Origin of the sequence: Acinetobacter sp. BMW17 (assembly GCF_001592855.1) — a bacterium.
Lineage (GTDB): Bacteria > Pseudomonadota > Gammaproteobacteria > Pseudomonadales > Moraxellaceae > Acinetobacter > Acinetobacter johnsonii.
In genome coordinates this window covers 13,395-27,626 of sequence record NZ_LSOD01000039.1, presented here as the reverse complement: position 1 = coordinate 27,626, position 14,232 = coordinate 13,395, and the positions used below count along the sequence as shown (strand labels likewise).

Genomic DNA, 14,232 nt, shown 5'->3' with positions numbered 1-14,232 from the left:
TGAGTTGAAATGCAATTTCAGAGAAAGCTTCGATGACGGTTAGAACAACACTCTTGCTGTTCAGCCTTGTAACGATTCCTTTAAAGGCATGGTCTGCACTGCAGACCATGCCTTTTATTGCACCTTATGGTACGCCGAAATACAGCCAATTGGATCATCTGCCTTATGCCAATGTGCAGGCACCGAAGGGTGGCGAATTAACACGTGCAGTCATTGGGAGTTTTGATAACTTAAACAGCATGAATGGTCGCGGTACTGCGGTTGAGGGAACCAACTATTTATTTGACTCACTTATGAGTAGTTCTTTGGATGAGCCTGCGGTGATGTATCCGTTGCTGGCAGAAAAGGTCAGCTATGACCCGAAAAATTTTAACGCTATCATTTTTCATTTAAACCCTAACGCACGGTTTAGTGATGGCAGTCTTGTTACCGCAGCCGATGTAAAGTTCAGTTTTGATATCTTTCAAAGCAAATCCAATTTTGGCTTACAGATGTATTTGTCAGATTTAGCCAAGACCGAAGTGTTGTCCAAATACAGCGTCAAAATGCATTTTAAAACCCGGAATAATGTGGAAATGCCTTTGATTGTGGCCAGAATGCCAATTTATTCCAAAAAAGACTGGCAAGGCAAAGATTTTAGTAAAACTTCAGTCAAGCCGATTTTAGGTTCAGGCCCTTATCTTTTAGAGAAAATCAATGCAGGGCAGCGCGTTGTTTATAAGCGTAATCCAAAGTATTGGGCCAGAGATTTAAAGGTTAACCAAGGGCGCTATAATTTTAACCGCGTGGGTTATGTGTATTATCGTAGCAAAGATATTGCTTTTACTGCGTTTAAGGCGGGTTTATATACCTTGCATGAGGAAGAGTCCGCACGACAATGGGTGACAGCCTATAACTTTCCCGCAGCGAAACAAGGTCTCGTTAAAAAATATCGATTTAAGCATTTCAATCCGATTCCAACGCAAAGTTTTGTGTTTAATACTCGCCGTCAGCCCTTTCAAGATATTTATTTTCGCCAAGCTTTAACCTATGCCTACGATTTCGAATGGCAAAACAAAGCGATGTTCTATGGGCAATATCAACGCCTACAAAGTTATTTTTCTAATAGTGAATTAGAGGCCAAAGGTGTGCCTTCGGCTGTTGAAATTAAAATTTTAAAGCCTTATTTAGCGAAATTGCATCCTGTGCAGCGAGAAGGTGTTTTAAAGAACTGGCGTTATTCAGCTTCAGATGGATCGGGCTATAATCGAAATAATTTACTCATTGCACGACAGATTTTATTAAAAAACGGCTATAGATATAATGCCAAAGGGCAATTGTTGGATCGGAAAAATAAGCCGATTCAGTTTGAGTTTCTGATTCAGCCGAGTGATGCTGTACGTGAAATTACGCCTTTTGTTCGCCATCTAAAGCGCCTAGGAATACAGCTGAACATTCGACAGGTTGATACACCGCAGTACTATGAGCGTATGCGGACTCAAGATTTTGATATGACCCTACAAACGATGCCACAGTCTTTGACACCGGGCAAAGAACAGGTGCAACTGTGGGGCGGTGCTTCAGCCCATCAGGTGGGAAATTATAATTATTCGGGTATTCAAAATCCGGTGATTGATCAGATGATCCAACAGTTGATTCAAGCGCCTGATCGTAAGCAAGTGGTGGTGCAGACGCGTATTTTAGATCGCTTGTTGCGTGCGGGTTATTATCAAATACCGACCTATGGTAAAGCGGATCAATGGTATGCCTATTGGAACATGTATCAAAAACCGGCACGGAGTCCACAGTTGCATGTCGGTTTGGATTATTGGTGGAGTGATGCCAAACAGGCGAAAAAGGTGAGTCAGTATTTAGGTCGGCCAGCCAAGCCATAAGCAGCCATAGGGGTTTTTGAGATGCGTATGTATATATTCAAAAGGCTGTTGCTGATCGTTCCGACCTTATTTCTGATTTTGCTGATCAATTTTGCTGTGATTCAAATTGCGCCTGGTGGTCCTGTTGAGCAAGCCATTCAACAAGCGGAAGCTATGCAAACTTTGGGTAATTTGGGCAGTGCAGGTGGAGGCTCAAATGTCTATCAAGGCGCGCAAGGACTCAGTGAAGAAATGCTCGCAAAGATCAAAGCACATTATGGTTTTGATCAGCCCATGCATATACGCTTTTTTGAAATGGTAAAAAATTATGCGCAACTGGACTTCGGTACGAGCTTTTTTAAAGACCAGCCCGTTACAGCGCTGATTAAGGATAAATTACCTGTATCGCTGTCCTTGGGGCTGTGGAGTGCTTTACTGATTTATCTGATTTCCATTCCTTTGGGCATCAAAAAAGCCCGATTGCACGGCACGGTGTTTGATCAGTCTACATCGCTACTGTTGGCAGTGGCCTATGCGGTTCCTGCGTTTATTTTTGCAATTCTCCTGATTGTCTTTTTTGCAGGCGGTTCTTATTTCCAATGGTTCCCCTTACAAGGTTTGGTCTCGGAAAATTTTGCAGACTTTTCACTATGGGGCAAAATTAAAGATTATTTTTGGCATATGGCTTTACCGCTTTTGGCGATGGTGATTGGAGGCTTTGCCACAGTGACTTATCTCACCAAGTATTCGTTTATGGAAGAGTTAGGCAAGCCCTATGTGCTGACAGCACGTTCTAAAGGCTTGACTGAGGCGCAAGTGTTATATGGCCATGTGTTTCGCAATGCGATATTGATTGTGGTGGCAGGTTTACCTGAAGCTTTAATCGCTTACTTCTTTGTGGGCAATTTATTTATTGAGATCATATTTAATCTGGATGGTTTAGGTTTATTGGGCTTTGAGGCGATTGTGCAACGAGACTATCCTGTGATTTTTGGCACATTGTTCATTTTTACTTTGTTGGGCTTACTGTTGCGTCTAATTGGCGATGTGTTGTATCAGTTGATTGATCCGCGAATACATTTTGATTCGCAAGGGAGAGGCTGATGTCACCCATTTTACAGGCAGGTTTCAAACGATTTAAGCAAAATAGGCTCGGTCTCAGTTGTTGTATTTTATTTATTTGTGTTTTTGTAGTGTCTTTAGCTGCAGAACTGATTGCGAATGATAAGCCGCTGTTGGTTAAGTATGATCAGACCTTATATTTCCCAGTATTGAAATACTATCCTGAAACGACTTTTGGCGGTGTTTTCGAAACTGAAACTGAATATAAAGACCCAGTGGTACAGCAGCTGATTCAAGCAAAAGGTTGGGCCATTTGGCCGTTGATTCAATATTCATATCAAACCCCCAATGTAGATTTGACGGTTCCAGTACCGTCACCACCCACGATGCAAAATTGGCTCGGGACAGATGACCAAGGTCGTGATGTTTTGGCACGAGTATTATATGGCTTACGTGTCTCACTACTGTTTGGTTTTATTTTAACTTTCAGCTCAGCAGTATTAGGTATTGTGATTGGGGCAATACAAGGTTATTACGGTGGTTGGATCGATTTAATCGGGCAGCGCATTTTAGAAGTGTGGGGCGGGTTACCCATGCTGTTCATGGTGATGATTTTAGTCAGTATGTTTAGCCCAAATATTTACTGGCTGTTTTTAATCATGCTGTTATTCAGTTGGACGATTTTGGTTCCACTGGTACGTGCTGAGTTTTTAAGGGCGCGCCAGTTGGACTATGTCCGTGCCGCGCGAAGTTTAGGTGTCACCAACCGAGCTATTATTTTTCGGCATATTTTACCTAACGCAATCAGCTCTAGCCTGTCACAACTGCCTTTTATTTTAACTGCCAATATTACAGCGCTAACCGCACTGGATTTCTTGGGCTATGGCCTACCGCCTGATGCGGCATCATTAGGTGAGCTTTTGTTACAAGGCAAGAATAATTTAAATGCACCATGGTTAGCTCTGTCTGGCTTTTTTAGCTTGGCTATTGTGCTTGCGTTGCTGATGTATATCGGGGAGGCTTTGCGCAATGCATTTGACCCTAGACGCCAATAGAACAGCTCCGATACTTGAAGTGAATGCCCTGAGCATTCACAGTTCAGAACGGCTATTAGTCGATCAGCTCAGTTTTGAACTACGTGCTGGGCAGACTTTGGCGCTGGTTGGAGAGAGCGGTTCAGGAAAATCGGTCAGTGCTTTAGCCTTGATGGGTTTATTGCCGAAAGATTTACAAGTGCAAGGCTCAGTACTATTAGACGGAAAAAATCTCTTAAAGCTGAGCGATGCGCAACTTAGGCCGATTCGTGGGCAAAAAATCGCGATGGTTTTTCAAGAGCCAATGACCGCTTTAAATTCTTTGCATCGGGTGGAAAAGATCATTGCCGAGACTTTATGGTCACAGGGTTGGTCTAAAACACAAGCGCGACAACGAGTAATTGCCTTGCTAGAAGATGTGGGCATTCCAAATCCTGAAAGTGTGTTACAGCGTTTTCCTTATGAGTTGTCTGGCGGGCAGCGTCAGCGGGTCATGATTGCCATGGCACTGGTGCAAGAGCCTGATATTTTGATTGCTGATGAGCCCACCACGGCATTAGATGTCATGTTGCAAGTTCAAATTTTAGACTTGCTGAAGTCTTTACAACAGCGCCATAACATGGCCATGATTTTGATTAGCCATGACCTCAAATTAGTGAAACACTATGCTGATGATGTCGTGGTCATCCATCAAGGTAGGGTCGTAGAGCAAGGGGCGGTTGCGCAGATTTTTGAGCAGTCGCAGTCTGCTTATACTCAAAACTTACTCAATCATTCTTTTGGTCAAGCCATTAGCGTACAAGATGCTTTGCCTTTACTGAGTTTAAAGAAACTCGAGGTCCAATTTCCGATTAAAAAAGGCTGGTTGAACCGAACGACGCAGTATCTTGCTGCGGTTGAAGCTTTAGATTTGAGCTTGGCTCAAGGGCATTCTTTGGGAGTGGTGGGGGAAAGTGGTGCAGGCAAAAGTTCTTTGGCACTGGCTGTAGCAAGGCTGATTGAAAGTCGAGGACAGATCCAGTTTGGAAAACATGATTTAAACCAACTCTCGCAAAAGGCATTACGTCCGCTACGTCGTGATTTTCAAATCGTGTTTCAAGACCCGTTCGCAAGTTTGAACCCACGCATGAGTGTTGAACAAATCATTGCAGAAGGTTTGGCTTTAAAGCCTTTGTCTTTGTTTGAGAGGACACAACATGTTGAGAATGTCTTAACTCAGGTGGAGTTGCCTGTCACATTTAAAAGCTATTATCCACATGAGCTATCCGGTGGACAGAGACAGCGTGTGGCTTTGGCACGAGCCTTGGTACTTCAACCTAAACTATTGATTTTAGATGAACCAACTTCGGCCTTAGACCGAAGTACGCAGCGTTCGATTGTGGCGTTATTACGCCGCCTACAACACGAGCAGGGTATCAGCTATTTGTTTATTAGCCATGACTTACAAGTGGTACGTGCACTCTGCCAACAAGTTTTGGTTTTGCGACATGCTAAAGTGGTGGAGTTGCAAGCCACTGAACAACTTTTTGAGCAACCGCAGTCTGACTATACGCGTCAATTGATTCAAGCCAGTCAGTATCAGTAAAATCATTTTGCTAAATAAAAGCTTAGAGAATTTGACAAAATGAATTGTCAAATTCTCTTGACTGTAGCCAAAAAACACATAGAGTAAAAACACTAAAAAATATTAAAGGATGAATTTTCATGAGCCAGCTTGCAAGCGTAATCGACATTAGGCAGGTCCATTTTAAAAATAAGATGATTAAAGGGGCGATGAGTGAAGCACTCGCCAATCATGTAGGCCAGCCGAATCATTTGCACTTAGGCTTGTATGAGGCTTGGGCAAAAGGAGGCCTAGGCTGTGCTATTACAGGCAATGTGATGGTGGACTTTCGAGCTAAAAATGAACCAGGCGTGGTGGTGATTGAAACTGAACGTGACTTAGAGCCACTAAAACAATGGGCTGCGATTGGTAAAAAATATGACATGGTGCAATTGGTGCAGTTGTCACATCCGGGCCGTCAGTGTCCTAAGGGTTTAAATAAGGAAACGGTTGCACCTTCAGCAGTACCGTTTAGTCCCGCTTTATCAATGAGTTTTGGAACGCCGCGAGCGCTTCGTGAAGATGAAATCCTTGATATTATCCAGCGCTTTGCAACTTCAGCTGCCATTTGTGAGAAAGCAGGCTTTGAAGGCGTGCAATTACATGGTGCACATGGTTATCTCATCAGTCAGTTTTTATCGCCGTTGACCAATAAACGCCAAGATCAATGGGGGGGCTCTGCTGAAAACCGCATGCGTTTTTTATTGGAAATTTATAAAGCAGTACGTGCAGCGACTTCAGAGCAGTTTGTTATTTCGGTCAAACTTAATTCAGCAGATTTTCAGCGTGGTGGAATCTCGGAAGAAGATGTCATTGCGACATTTAAAGCTATTGATGCGGCTGGGATTGATTTGATTGAAATTTCAGGTGGTAGCTATGAAGCACCTGCCATGGCTGGGGTGAAGCAAGAAAAACGTAAAGCGTCGACCATTGCACGTGAGGCTTACTTCTTAGAGTTTGCTGAAAAAATTCGTGAACAAGTCCAGTGTAAGTTGATGGTGACAGGCGGTTTTCGTACTGCTGCGGGTATGAACGCAGCCTTAGAAAGTGGCGCGTGTGACTTTATTGGGATGGCGCGTCCATTTGCGGTAGAACCCGACGTGACCAATCGTTTAATTGCAGGGCAAGATGTACGTTATGCAGTCGATAAGATCAAAACAGGCATTTCAATGATCGATAAAATGGCGATTATGGAAGTGATCTGGTATGCCGCGCAATTTAAGGATATCGCAGAAGGTAAACAACCAAATCCGAAACTGTCACCGCTTAAAGTGTTTTTTAATTATTTAAAAGGCAATGTAAAGGCGGTGATTAAAGGGCAAGTCAACTCTAGAAAGTCAGCTTAAGCATAGCATCACTGAGTGATAGACCAATAGTATTCAAAATAAGAAGCAGACCAGTGCCCATGTGCCATAGCAGCGCTGAAGGCAGGTCTGCTTTGTATTTGGGTAAAATAGTGTTGAATGGCCTTATACTGAGCAAACTGCGGAGTGGCATAACTGGCCGTATAGAGTGGAAACCACATCAATATATCCGCATAACTAAACACATCACCTGCAAAGTATGAATGCGTGCTTAAGTGAATATCAATTTCTTTCAGTTGTCGATGTAGCTCAGGGTTTAAATAAGCGCGATTGAACGCGCTTTGAAAGGCCAAACTCAAAAAGCGCACAACCAAAGGTGTTTGTTGTTTAATGTGTTGGAAAACTTGTTTCAATGCCAAATTGGGCATGAGACTGGCATCGCTATAATGGCTATAAAAACAGAAGTTCCAATACTGTGTATGCTTATGAGGAATAATCAACTTCTGCTGTAGTTGGCATAAATACTCTACGATTGCACTGCTTTCCGTAAGTTGTATCGTCTGAGTATTATGTGAAATGTCGAGCGTTGGAAATTTCAGATTTGTTTGTTTAGCTTGTGCTGTATAATAAAGTTTGAGTTCATAAGATAGCTCAAGTTCCTCAAGTAGCCAAAGAATACGTTGTGAACGCGAGTTTTGAAGATGATGTAAGATCATAAATATTTTTAGTTTTAAGTAATTGATCGTATCTATAAAAAGAAGAATAAAGGAAATCTAGGATGAAAAATAGAAATGTTGCGATTTTAAGTGCTGTTTTACTGTTGGTAAGTCCTCAGCTGCTATGGGCGAATATGTCCTATCAAACGGGCGATATTATTTTTCATGTTTCGAAGTCTCAGCAAAGTTTAGGAATACAAAAAGCGACCAAGTCCCGTTATAGCCATATGGGTTTAATTGTTAATAGAAATGGAAAAGCATGGGTTTTAGAGGCGGTTCAGCCTGTGAAATATACTGCACTTCAGCAGTGGATTGATCGCGGGGTTGAACGGCATTATGTGGTGAAGCGCTTTAAAACGAATTTGACTGTTCAGCAAAAGCAGCACTTGATCAAGAACGCAGAACAATACTTAGGCCAGCCTTATGATCTTTATTTTGAGTGGGACAATCGTGCTTTATATTGCTCAGAAATAGTCTGGAAGGCCTATCATGATGCTTTAGGCATTGAGTTGGCGCCGTTATCCAAACTGAAGCAATTTAATTTAAGTTCGCCTGAAGTCAAGCAACTCATGCAACAGCGATATGGGAAAAACATTCCCTTGAATGAAACTGTGATTGCGCCACAGGCCATTTTTGCCTCGACCGCTTTAATTGAAGTTGATCGTAAATAGACAAGCAATAAAAAAGCCCAAGTCATAATGCTTGGGCTTTTTTGTGAGATGACTTTAGAAAGAATCAATCTCGAATATGGCGTCCCTACGGGGATTCGAACCCCGGTTACCGCCGTGAAAGGGCGATGTCCTAGGCCTCTAGACGATAGGGACAGTACAGAAGTGATGTTTTAAAACCAATTACTTTTGATCTTAAGTAATGGCGTCCCTACGGGGATTCGAACCCCGGTTACCGCCGTGAAAGGGCGATGTCCTAGGCCTCTAGACGATAGGGACTTAATAAAACTTTACTTCTGAAATTGGCGTCCCTACGGGGATTCGAACCCCGGTTACCGCCGTGAAAGGGCGATGTCCTAGGCCTCTAGACGATAGGGACGTTTCAGAGGTGGGCGTATATTAGGGCGAAAATAGAGGGGTGTCAAACGCTTTTCTCTAAATAATTCTAGTTTTAAGTGTTGAGTGCATAAATTTAAAACAATCTAGATAAAATGATTAAAAATCATATGATTTAAGCCGATTTTTTAAGCAACTTAAGCAAGTTGTTGATGAACTCGGGATGGCGTAAATAGCCTTCGATCAGATGAGGATGAGCAAGATCGGTGGTGATTTGCTTGTTGATAATGGCGGGAGTAAAAGCAAACGGTTTTTGGTTCAGTGGAAAAGCACTCAGAAAATCAGCATCTGAATAAAAATTGATCCAATCGCCACATAAAGCTGCAGGCCGTTGAATAGGTTGTTGTAAATGGCACTGGATAACGCGAAAAGCAAGTGGTGAACCGAGGGTAATTAGTGCTTGAATCTTAAGTTCAGGGTGTCGAATTAAATAATTATAGGCAATCACGCTGCCTAAAGAGTGGGCAATCACAATATTGGGTTTCGTACCGTGTAAGTGCTCATGCAGACGCGTATGCACGGTGTGGATGAAGTGTGGATTGCATAAATATAGATACGCTTCCATCAAAAAACGATGAATAAAGCTACTATGCAGTTCTGGGAAGTGGTTGATTAAACTAGCTAAGTCGCGTAAGGCCAGATCTTTGCCGAGGAGGCTGATGTATTTAATTTTATTATTGAATGAGAGTTCATCTGAAATGGTGAGCTGGGGGGTTTTAGAAATTTCAGCTTGATGTTCGATATTGGGTGCAGCGGTGTGCGTCAGGTGAATAGGATGTAAAAAAGAAAAAGGAGACCAATGTTGTGGCATGAGGGTGCTGGCATTGAGGGTGTTTTCTAAATGCTGACGTGTTAGAAGATCTCCATAAAAGGCCAGCCGACTGTGCCGCTGAAGATAGGGAAGGTCATCTGCGCGGCCAAGTTCGCTCAGTACCTGTTGTAAGATCACAAGCCAATGTTGAAGCAGGGTACGTGCAGTCTTGTGCTGCTGATTCATCCCATGAATCCATACAATATTCATCGTGTATGCACCGATGATGTACTTGATAAAAACAGTATAAAAAAAAGAGCGACCGAAGTCGCTCTTTTTAACAATACGGATTAAGATTTCTTGTGATAAAAGGTGTAATAACTGGCATAACATACTGCAATAAACAGTAAACAACCAAAGAAGCTAATACGCATACTTGGATCAAACACCATACTGACGCAGGTGATAAAGCAGAAGATAAAGCCAAGGATTGGCACAATAGGAAACAGGGGTGCTGCAAAACCTAATTCTTCTTTTTTACGTCCTTGTTTATACCATTGGCGACGGAAGTTAAATTGGCTTAAGCAAATACTCATCCAAACGACGACCATGGTAAACGCTGCAATACCTAAAAGGTTTGTAAAAATGGCTTCAGGTGCAAACTGTTCAGACAGTAAACCCGGCATACCGCCAATCATGGTCACGATGACTGCCATGTAAGGGACACCACGTGCATTGATTTTTGAGAAGACTGTTGGCAACTGTTTTTGGTAAGACAACGACCACATCATACGCGAAGCGGCAAATAGTCCTGAGTTCGCAGCAGATAGCAACGCAGTGATAATCACAAAACGAATGATATCTTCAGCATAAGGAATGCCAATGTGCTGGAATACGGTTACAAATGGACTGCTACTCACGCCTTCAGCTGCTAAACCTGCCTCTTGATGCGGAAGGAGTGAAGTCACGACCAATATGGTACCCACAAAGAAAATCAATAAGCGGAAAATCGCAGTATTGATGGCTTTGGGTACATTCTTAGCAGGATCTTTGGTTTCACCCGCAGCAACACCAATCAGCTCTGTACCAGAAAATGCAAAGTTCACGATCAACATGGTGGTAAAGATAGGGAACAAGCCTTCTGGGAACCAACCCTGAGCTGTTAAGTTGCTAAATAAAGGCGCAGCTTCATAGCCTCTGTAGCCAATCACGCCAAAAATAGCGAGTAGACCCAATAAAATAAAAATAACAACGGTGATAACTTTGACTAAAGCCAACCAAAACTCAGATTCAGCGAACCATTTGGTCGAAATCATATTTAAACTAAATACAAATGCACCAAAAATTAGAGTCCACATCCACATTGAACTATCTGGAAACCACTCCTGCATGAGCAGTGCGGCAGCTGTAAACTCGGTTCCTAGCGTGACGGACCACGTTAGCCAGTACAGCCATGTGATGGTATAACCTGTACCTGGTCCGATATAGCGTTTGGCATAGGCGCCAAATGAGCCAGACTCAGGCATATGAACAGCAAGTTCCCCTAAACACAGCATGACCATATATGCAATGATCCCGCCGAGGAAATAAGAAATAATGGCACCTACAGGCCCCGTTTGTGCAATGACTTCACCCGATCCTAAAAATAGGCCAGTCCCGATTGCGCCACCAAGCGAAATCATAACCAGATGTCGAGTACTCATAGCGCGTTTTAAAGGCGCAGAATTGCCCTGATGCGAAGCATCATTCGGAGATGAGTGCATAAGCGTTAATAAGTTCAGGAATGAAGCGGGCTATTGTAGTGAAAAACTGCAAATCTGCAATGAAATAATAGTAATTATGAATAAGTGTTGATCGGATAAGATCAAGAGATGGCGTCCCTACGGGGATTCGAACCCCGGTTACCGCCGTGAAAGGGCGATGTCCTAGGCCTCTAGACGATAGGGACGTTGCGAGGTGATGCATATACTAAAGATAAAAATCCTGTTTGTCAAAATAGAGTTTCATTGTTATATTCTAAATGTATATAAATGACACAAAAAACAGAATTTATTAATGAAAAATAATTTTAATGAGTTTATTTCTGCAATTCCATTTGAAATTAATCAATTTAATGCGGGAAAAGTCCATGAAAGATTCAATATCGTTCTATTGAATTATTTACATTGGTTCGAGTTTTATCCCAATCATTTCTCCTTGTTTATTGGTAAATCAGAATTTGAAAGAATTATTGATGAACTTATATTTAGAGATTTTGATGGAGCGAATAGAAGCACATATAATCACCTTAAATCATTAGATAATTCTCATTACTGTTTGGATATTCAGAGCTTTTTTAAACTGTATTTAATCTTAAAGATTCGAAGATATCAGTTGTGTAGCGATAATATTGAACTTGAGAAATTAGAACAAAAGTTAGATGCTTTTTTTGAGCCTATGTCGTGGTGTAAAGACAAACAAGATCTGTTGGCTATTGATAGGGACTTGCCAGAATTCAAAAAAGAAATGAATTCCAATCGGATGGTTTTACCATTTTCGTTAATGGTTGTTAATTTCACTATAATTGCATTAATACCCAATGCAAGTTTGAGAATAACTATCCAATTATTTCTCTTTATTCTAGCTGTTTTTCTTTTATCTAATGGCGCTAAAGTGACAAAATCTGAAAAAGACTTATTGGAGTTGAAAGTATGGGATTATATATTAATGATGAGTCAGGATAAAAATTCGTTGAAGAAAAGCAGTTGAATTATTTCCTTAGATTATCACTCGTATAGTGTTTTGTGGATTAAAATTTATCCATAAATCATGGATGAATTAGAATGAAAGCCTTTATTCTTCTTTTATTAGGTATTTGAATGATTTTATTGTTGCAAAAGTGAGCTCAAAAAATAAGCTTGAGCTCACTTTGCTGAAGATGCTTAGTTTTTATTGTGATAGAGCCAATAGTAACTGGCATAGCAAGCGGCCATAAAGAGCAAGCAGCCAATAAAACCTGAAAGCATTTCAGGGTCTGCCGCCATACTTAAACCTGTCGCAGTACAGCAGATAAAGCCTAGGATCGGAACCAACGGATACCAAGGGGTACGGAATTTCAGCTCCGATAAAGCATGGCCTTGCTTTAACCATTGGCGACGGAAGTTAAACTGACTCCAGCAAATACTCATCCAGACAATCACCATGGTAAAAGCTGCAATACCCATTAAGTTCTTAAAAATGACATCTGCACCAAATTGCTCAGAGAGCAAGCCCGGCAAGCCACCAATCATGGTGACCCAAATGGCAATATAAGGCACCCCAGATTTATTACTTTAGCAAAAAGCTTGGGCAATTGGTTTTGTGAGGACAGGGCCCACATCATGCGTGATGCAGCATATAAGCCTGAGTTTGCGGTTGATAATAATGTCGTGATAATCACAAAACGGATAAAATCCTCGGCATAGGGAATGCCCATTTGGGTGAATACAGTCACAAATGGACTGCTGCTTAAGCCGCCATGCCCGCCCACTTGCAAACCAGTGTTGCTATAGCTGAACAGGGAACTAATGACAATGATAGTACCAACAAAGAAAATAATGAGGCGCCAAACCGCGGCATGAATGGCTTTGGGTACATTTTTTTCTGGGTTTTCAGTTTCACCTGCGGCAATGCCAATCATTTCTGTGCCATTAAAAGCGAAATTCACAATTAATAAGGTGGTAAACAAAGGAATAAGGCCATTCGGTAGCCAGCCTTGTGCAGTCAAGTTGTTAAATAAGGGTGCAGATTCATACCCCTGAAAAGGGATAACACCGAAAATACAAGCAAAGCCTAATAGAATGAAAATGAGTACAGTTGTGACTTTGATCATGGAGAGCCAAAACTCAGACTCTGCAAAGGCTCGGGTTGAACTGAGGTTTGAAATCAGTACGCCACTGGCAAAGATTAACGTCCATAACCAGATCGACGTCTGTGGGAACCATTCCTGTACCAAAATAGCTGCTGCGGTAAATTCGGTACCGAGTGTTGCCGACCAGCCGAGCCAATACATCCACGACACCATATAACCTGTGCCAGGGCCAATATAACGTGTTGCAAAGGCACCAAATGAACCAGAAACAGGTAAATGTACTGCAAGCTCTCCAAGGCAAAGCATGACCATATATGCAATCAACCCGCCAATAATATAAGCCAGCACAGCACCAAGAGGGCCTGCTTGAGAGATCACTTCGCCTGAGCCCATGAATAGACCTGTGCCAATGGCACCACCAAGCGATAGCATGATCAGGTGGCGCGTGCTCATGGCACGTTTTAATGAGGTATTTTGCGGTGAATCAGTTGAAGACTGCGAAGGCGGCGTTGCAGATTGCATAGAAAATCAAACAATGGGCTTAAAGTTATATTCTAGTTTTTAATAAGATGAAAAATCACGTGAATTGAAATTATCTGATGAACTATCGGTATCAATTTAAAAAACAAATGCTTAAAGACTATTTTTTAGTGGTCGGGTGTTGGATAAGAAGAGCTGTTTTCAGCAATTGAATGTATTTCTTGTACAACAGGGTCTTGTTTGGTGCCTTGTTGGACAAACCATAGGTAAAAAATAGAAGGCGATAGAATCAATAAAAAGATTAAAGATTTTTTAAGCATAGCAATCAACCTTGAAAAACACGAAGCATCGTATAGCGAGTGCATGGTTAAAATTGAAATGAAATATCGGTGGTCAATCAGAACCGATTAAATGAAAAGTGTTGTTTTGAATAAATAGAATAAGATGGCGTCCCTACGGGGATTCGAACCCCGGTTACCGCCGTGAAAGGGCGATGTCCTAGGCCTCTAGACGATAGGGACGTTGCGAGGATGGCG

At 42.0% G+C, this 14,232-nt stretch carries 11 protein-coding genes, 5 tRNA genes and 1 pseudogene; 7 read left to right on the top strand and 10 right to left on the bottom strand.

Annotated features, from left to right (window positions below; translation table 11 throughout):
- Positions 1-32 precede the first annotated feature (32 nt).
- The 5 genes from AXW61_RS11975 (at position 33) to AXW61_RS11955 (ending at position 6,898) form a co-directional block, all read left to right on the top strand.
- Positions 33-1,874: an extracellular solute-binding protein gene (locus AXW61_RS11975; protein WP_062034470.1), complete on the top strand. Its 1,842-nt coding sequence runs from the start codon at positions 33-35 to the stop codon at positions 1,872-1,874.
- 21 nt (positions 1,875-1,895) lie between these two features.
- Positions 1,896-2,957, top strand: a complete 1,062-nt coding sequence (gene yejB, locus AXW61_RS11970; protein ID WP_062034469.1) for a microcin C ABC transporter permease YejB — start codon at positions 1,896-1,898, stop codon at positions 2,955-2,957.
- The gene (locus AXW61_RS11965; RefSeq protein ID WP_062034468.1) at positions 2,957-3,970 is read left to right on the top strand and encodes an ABC transporter permease; all 1,014 of its coding nucleotides are present in this window, start codon (positions 2,957-2,959) and stop codon (positions 3,968-3,970) included. Before yejB ends, AXW61_RS11965 begins: the two co-directional genes overlap by 1 nt.
- Positions 3,945-5,534 (top strand): dipeptide ABC transporter ATP-binding protein, encoded by a 1,590-nt coding sequence (locus tag AXW61_RS11960; protein ID WP_062034467.1) that lies wholly within the window; start codon positions 3,945-3,947, stop codon positions 5,532-5,534. Before AXW61_RS11965 ends, AXW61_RS11960 begins: the two co-directional genes overlap by 26 nt.
- 119 nt (positions 5,535-5,653) lie before the next feature.
- Positions 5,654-6,898, top strand: coding sequence for an NADH:flavin oxidoreductase/NADH oxidase family protein (locus tag AXW61_RS11955; RefSeq protein WP_062034466.1), 1,245 nt, complete (start codon positions 5,654-5,656; stop codon positions 6,896-6,898).
- Between the two features lie 8 nt (positions 6,899-6,906).
- Here the strand turns inward: AXW61_RS11955 and AXW61_RS11950 are convergent, their stop codons facing one another.
- On the bottom strand, positions 6,907-7,572 hold the full coding sequence (locus AXW61_RS11950) for a glutathione binding-like protein (protein ID WP_062034465.1): 666 nt from the start codon (positions 7,570-7,572) through the stop codon (positions 6,907-6,909).
- A 62-nt stretch (positions 7,573-7,634) separates the two neighbouring features.
- Here AXW61_RS11950 and AXW61_RS11945 point away from each other — a divergent pair, with 62 nt between their 5' ends.
- The gene (locus AXW61_RS11945; protein WP_062034464.1) at positions 7,635-8,243 is read left to right on the top strand and encodes a YiiX family permuted papain-like enzyme; all 609 of its coding nucleotides are present in this window, start codon (positions 7,635-7,637) and stop codon (positions 8,241-8,243) included.
- A 77-nt stretch (positions 8,244-8,320) separates the two neighbouring features.
- On the opposite strand, the gene AXW61_RS11940 is transcribed toward AXW61_RS11945, so the two are convergent.
- From AXW61_RS11940 to AXW61_RS11915, 6 genes are all read right to left on the bottom strand, one after another.
- A tRNA-Glu gene (locus tag AXW61_RS11940) sits at positions 8,321-8,396 on the bottom strand.
- 47 nt (positions 8,397-8,443) lie between these two features.
- Positions 8,444-8,519, bottom strand: a tRNA-Glu gene (locus tag AXW61_RS11935).
- 24 nt (positions 8,520-8,543) lie between these two features.
- Positions 8,544-8,619, bottom strand: a tRNA-Glu gene (locus AXW61_RS11930).
- Between the two features lie 132 nt (positions 8,620-8,751).
- Complete coding sequence (locus tag AXW61_RS11925; RefSeq protein WP_062034501.1) at positions 8,752-9,657, bottom strand: alpha/beta hydrolase; 906 nt, start codon at positions 9,655-9,657, stop codon at positions 8,752-8,754.
- Between the two features lie 80 nt (positions 9,658-9,737).
- On the bottom strand, positions 9,738-11,150 hold the full coding sequence (locus AXW61_RS11920) for an amino acid permease (protein WP_062034463.1): 1,413 nt from the start codon (positions 11,148-11,150) through the stop codon (positions 9,738-9,740).
- Positions 11,151-11,259: 109 nt separating this feature from the next.
- Positions 11,260-11,335, bottom strand: a tRNA-Glu gene (locus AXW61_RS11915).
- A gap of 107 nt (positions 11,336-11,442) precedes the next feature.
- Between AXW61_RS11915 and AXW61_RS11910 the strand changes: the two genes are divergently transcribed.
- Positions 11,443-12,135, top strand: coding sequence for a hypothetical protein (locus tag AXW61_RS11910; RefSeq protein ID WP_062034462.1), 693 nt, complete (start codon positions 11,443-11,445; stop codon positions 12,133-12,135).
- A gap of 173 nt (positions 12,136-12,308) precedes the next feature.
- Here the strand turns inward: AXW61_RS11910 and AXW61_RS11905 are convergent.
- The 3 genes and pseudogenes from AXW61_RS11905 to AXW61_RS11900 form a co-directional block, all read right to left on the bottom strand.
- Positions 12,309-13,738, bottom strand: a pseudogene (locus AXW61_RS11905) (amino acid permease).
- Between the two features lie 125 nt (positions 13,739-13,863).
- Positions 13,864-14,016, bottom strand: coding sequence for a hypothetical protein (locus tag AXW61_RS17620; RefSeq protein ID WP_171254079.1), 153 nt, complete (start codon positions 14,014-14,016; stop codon positions 13,864-13,866).
- Between the two features lie 125 nt (positions 14,017-14,141).
- Positions 14,142-14,217: transfer RNA gene (locus tag AXW61_RS11900), tRNA-Glu, on the bottom strand.
- Between the last annotated feature and the right edge of the window lie 15 nt (positions 14,218-14,232).

Bases quoted from the DNA above. Each gene is read 5' to 3' on its own strand.
- AXW61_RS11975 (WP_062034470.1), top strand. From the start codon at position 33: ATGACGGTTAGAACAACACTCTTGCTGTTCAGCCTTGTAACGATTCCT.
- yejB (WP_062034469.1), top strand. From the start codon at position 1,896: ATGCGTATGTATATATTCAAAAGGCTGTTGCTGATCGTTCCGACCTTA.
- AXW61_RS11965 (WP_062034468.1), top strand. From the start codon at position 2,957: ATGTCACCCATTTTACAGGCAGGTTTCAAACGATTTAAGCAAAATAGG.
- AXW61_RS11960 (WP_062034467.1), top strand. From the start codon at position 3,945: ATGCATTTGACCCTAGACGCCAATAGAACAGCTCCGATACTTGAAGTG.
- AXW61_RS11955 (WP_062034466.1), top strand. From the start codon at position 5,654: ATGAGCCAGCTTGCAAGCGTAATCGACATTAGGCAGGTCCATTTTAAA.
- AXW61_RS11950 (WP_062034465.1), bottom strand. From the start codon at position 7,572: ATGATCTTACATCATCTTCAAAACTCGCGTTCACAACGTATTCTTTGG.
- AXW61_RS11945 (WP_062034464.1), top strand. From the start codon at position 7,635: ATGAAAAATAGAAATGTTGCGATTTTAAGTGCTGTTTTACTGTTGGTA.
- AXW61_RS11925 (WP_062034501.1), bottom strand. From the start codon at position 9,657: ATGAATATTGTATGGATTCATGGGATGAATCAGCAGCACAAGACTGCA.
- AXW61_RS11920 (WP_062034463.1), bottom strand. From the start codon at position 11,150: ATGCACTCATCTCCGAATGATGCTTCGCATCAGGGCAATTCTGCGCCT.
- AXW61_RS11910 (WP_062034462.1), top strand. From the start codon at position 11,443: ATGAAAAATAATTTTAATGAGTTTATTTCTGCAATTCCATTTGAAATT.
- AXW61_RS17620 (WP_171254079.1), bottom strand. From the start codon at position 14,016: ATGCTTAAAAAATCTTTAATCTTTTTATTGATTCTATCGCCTTCTATT.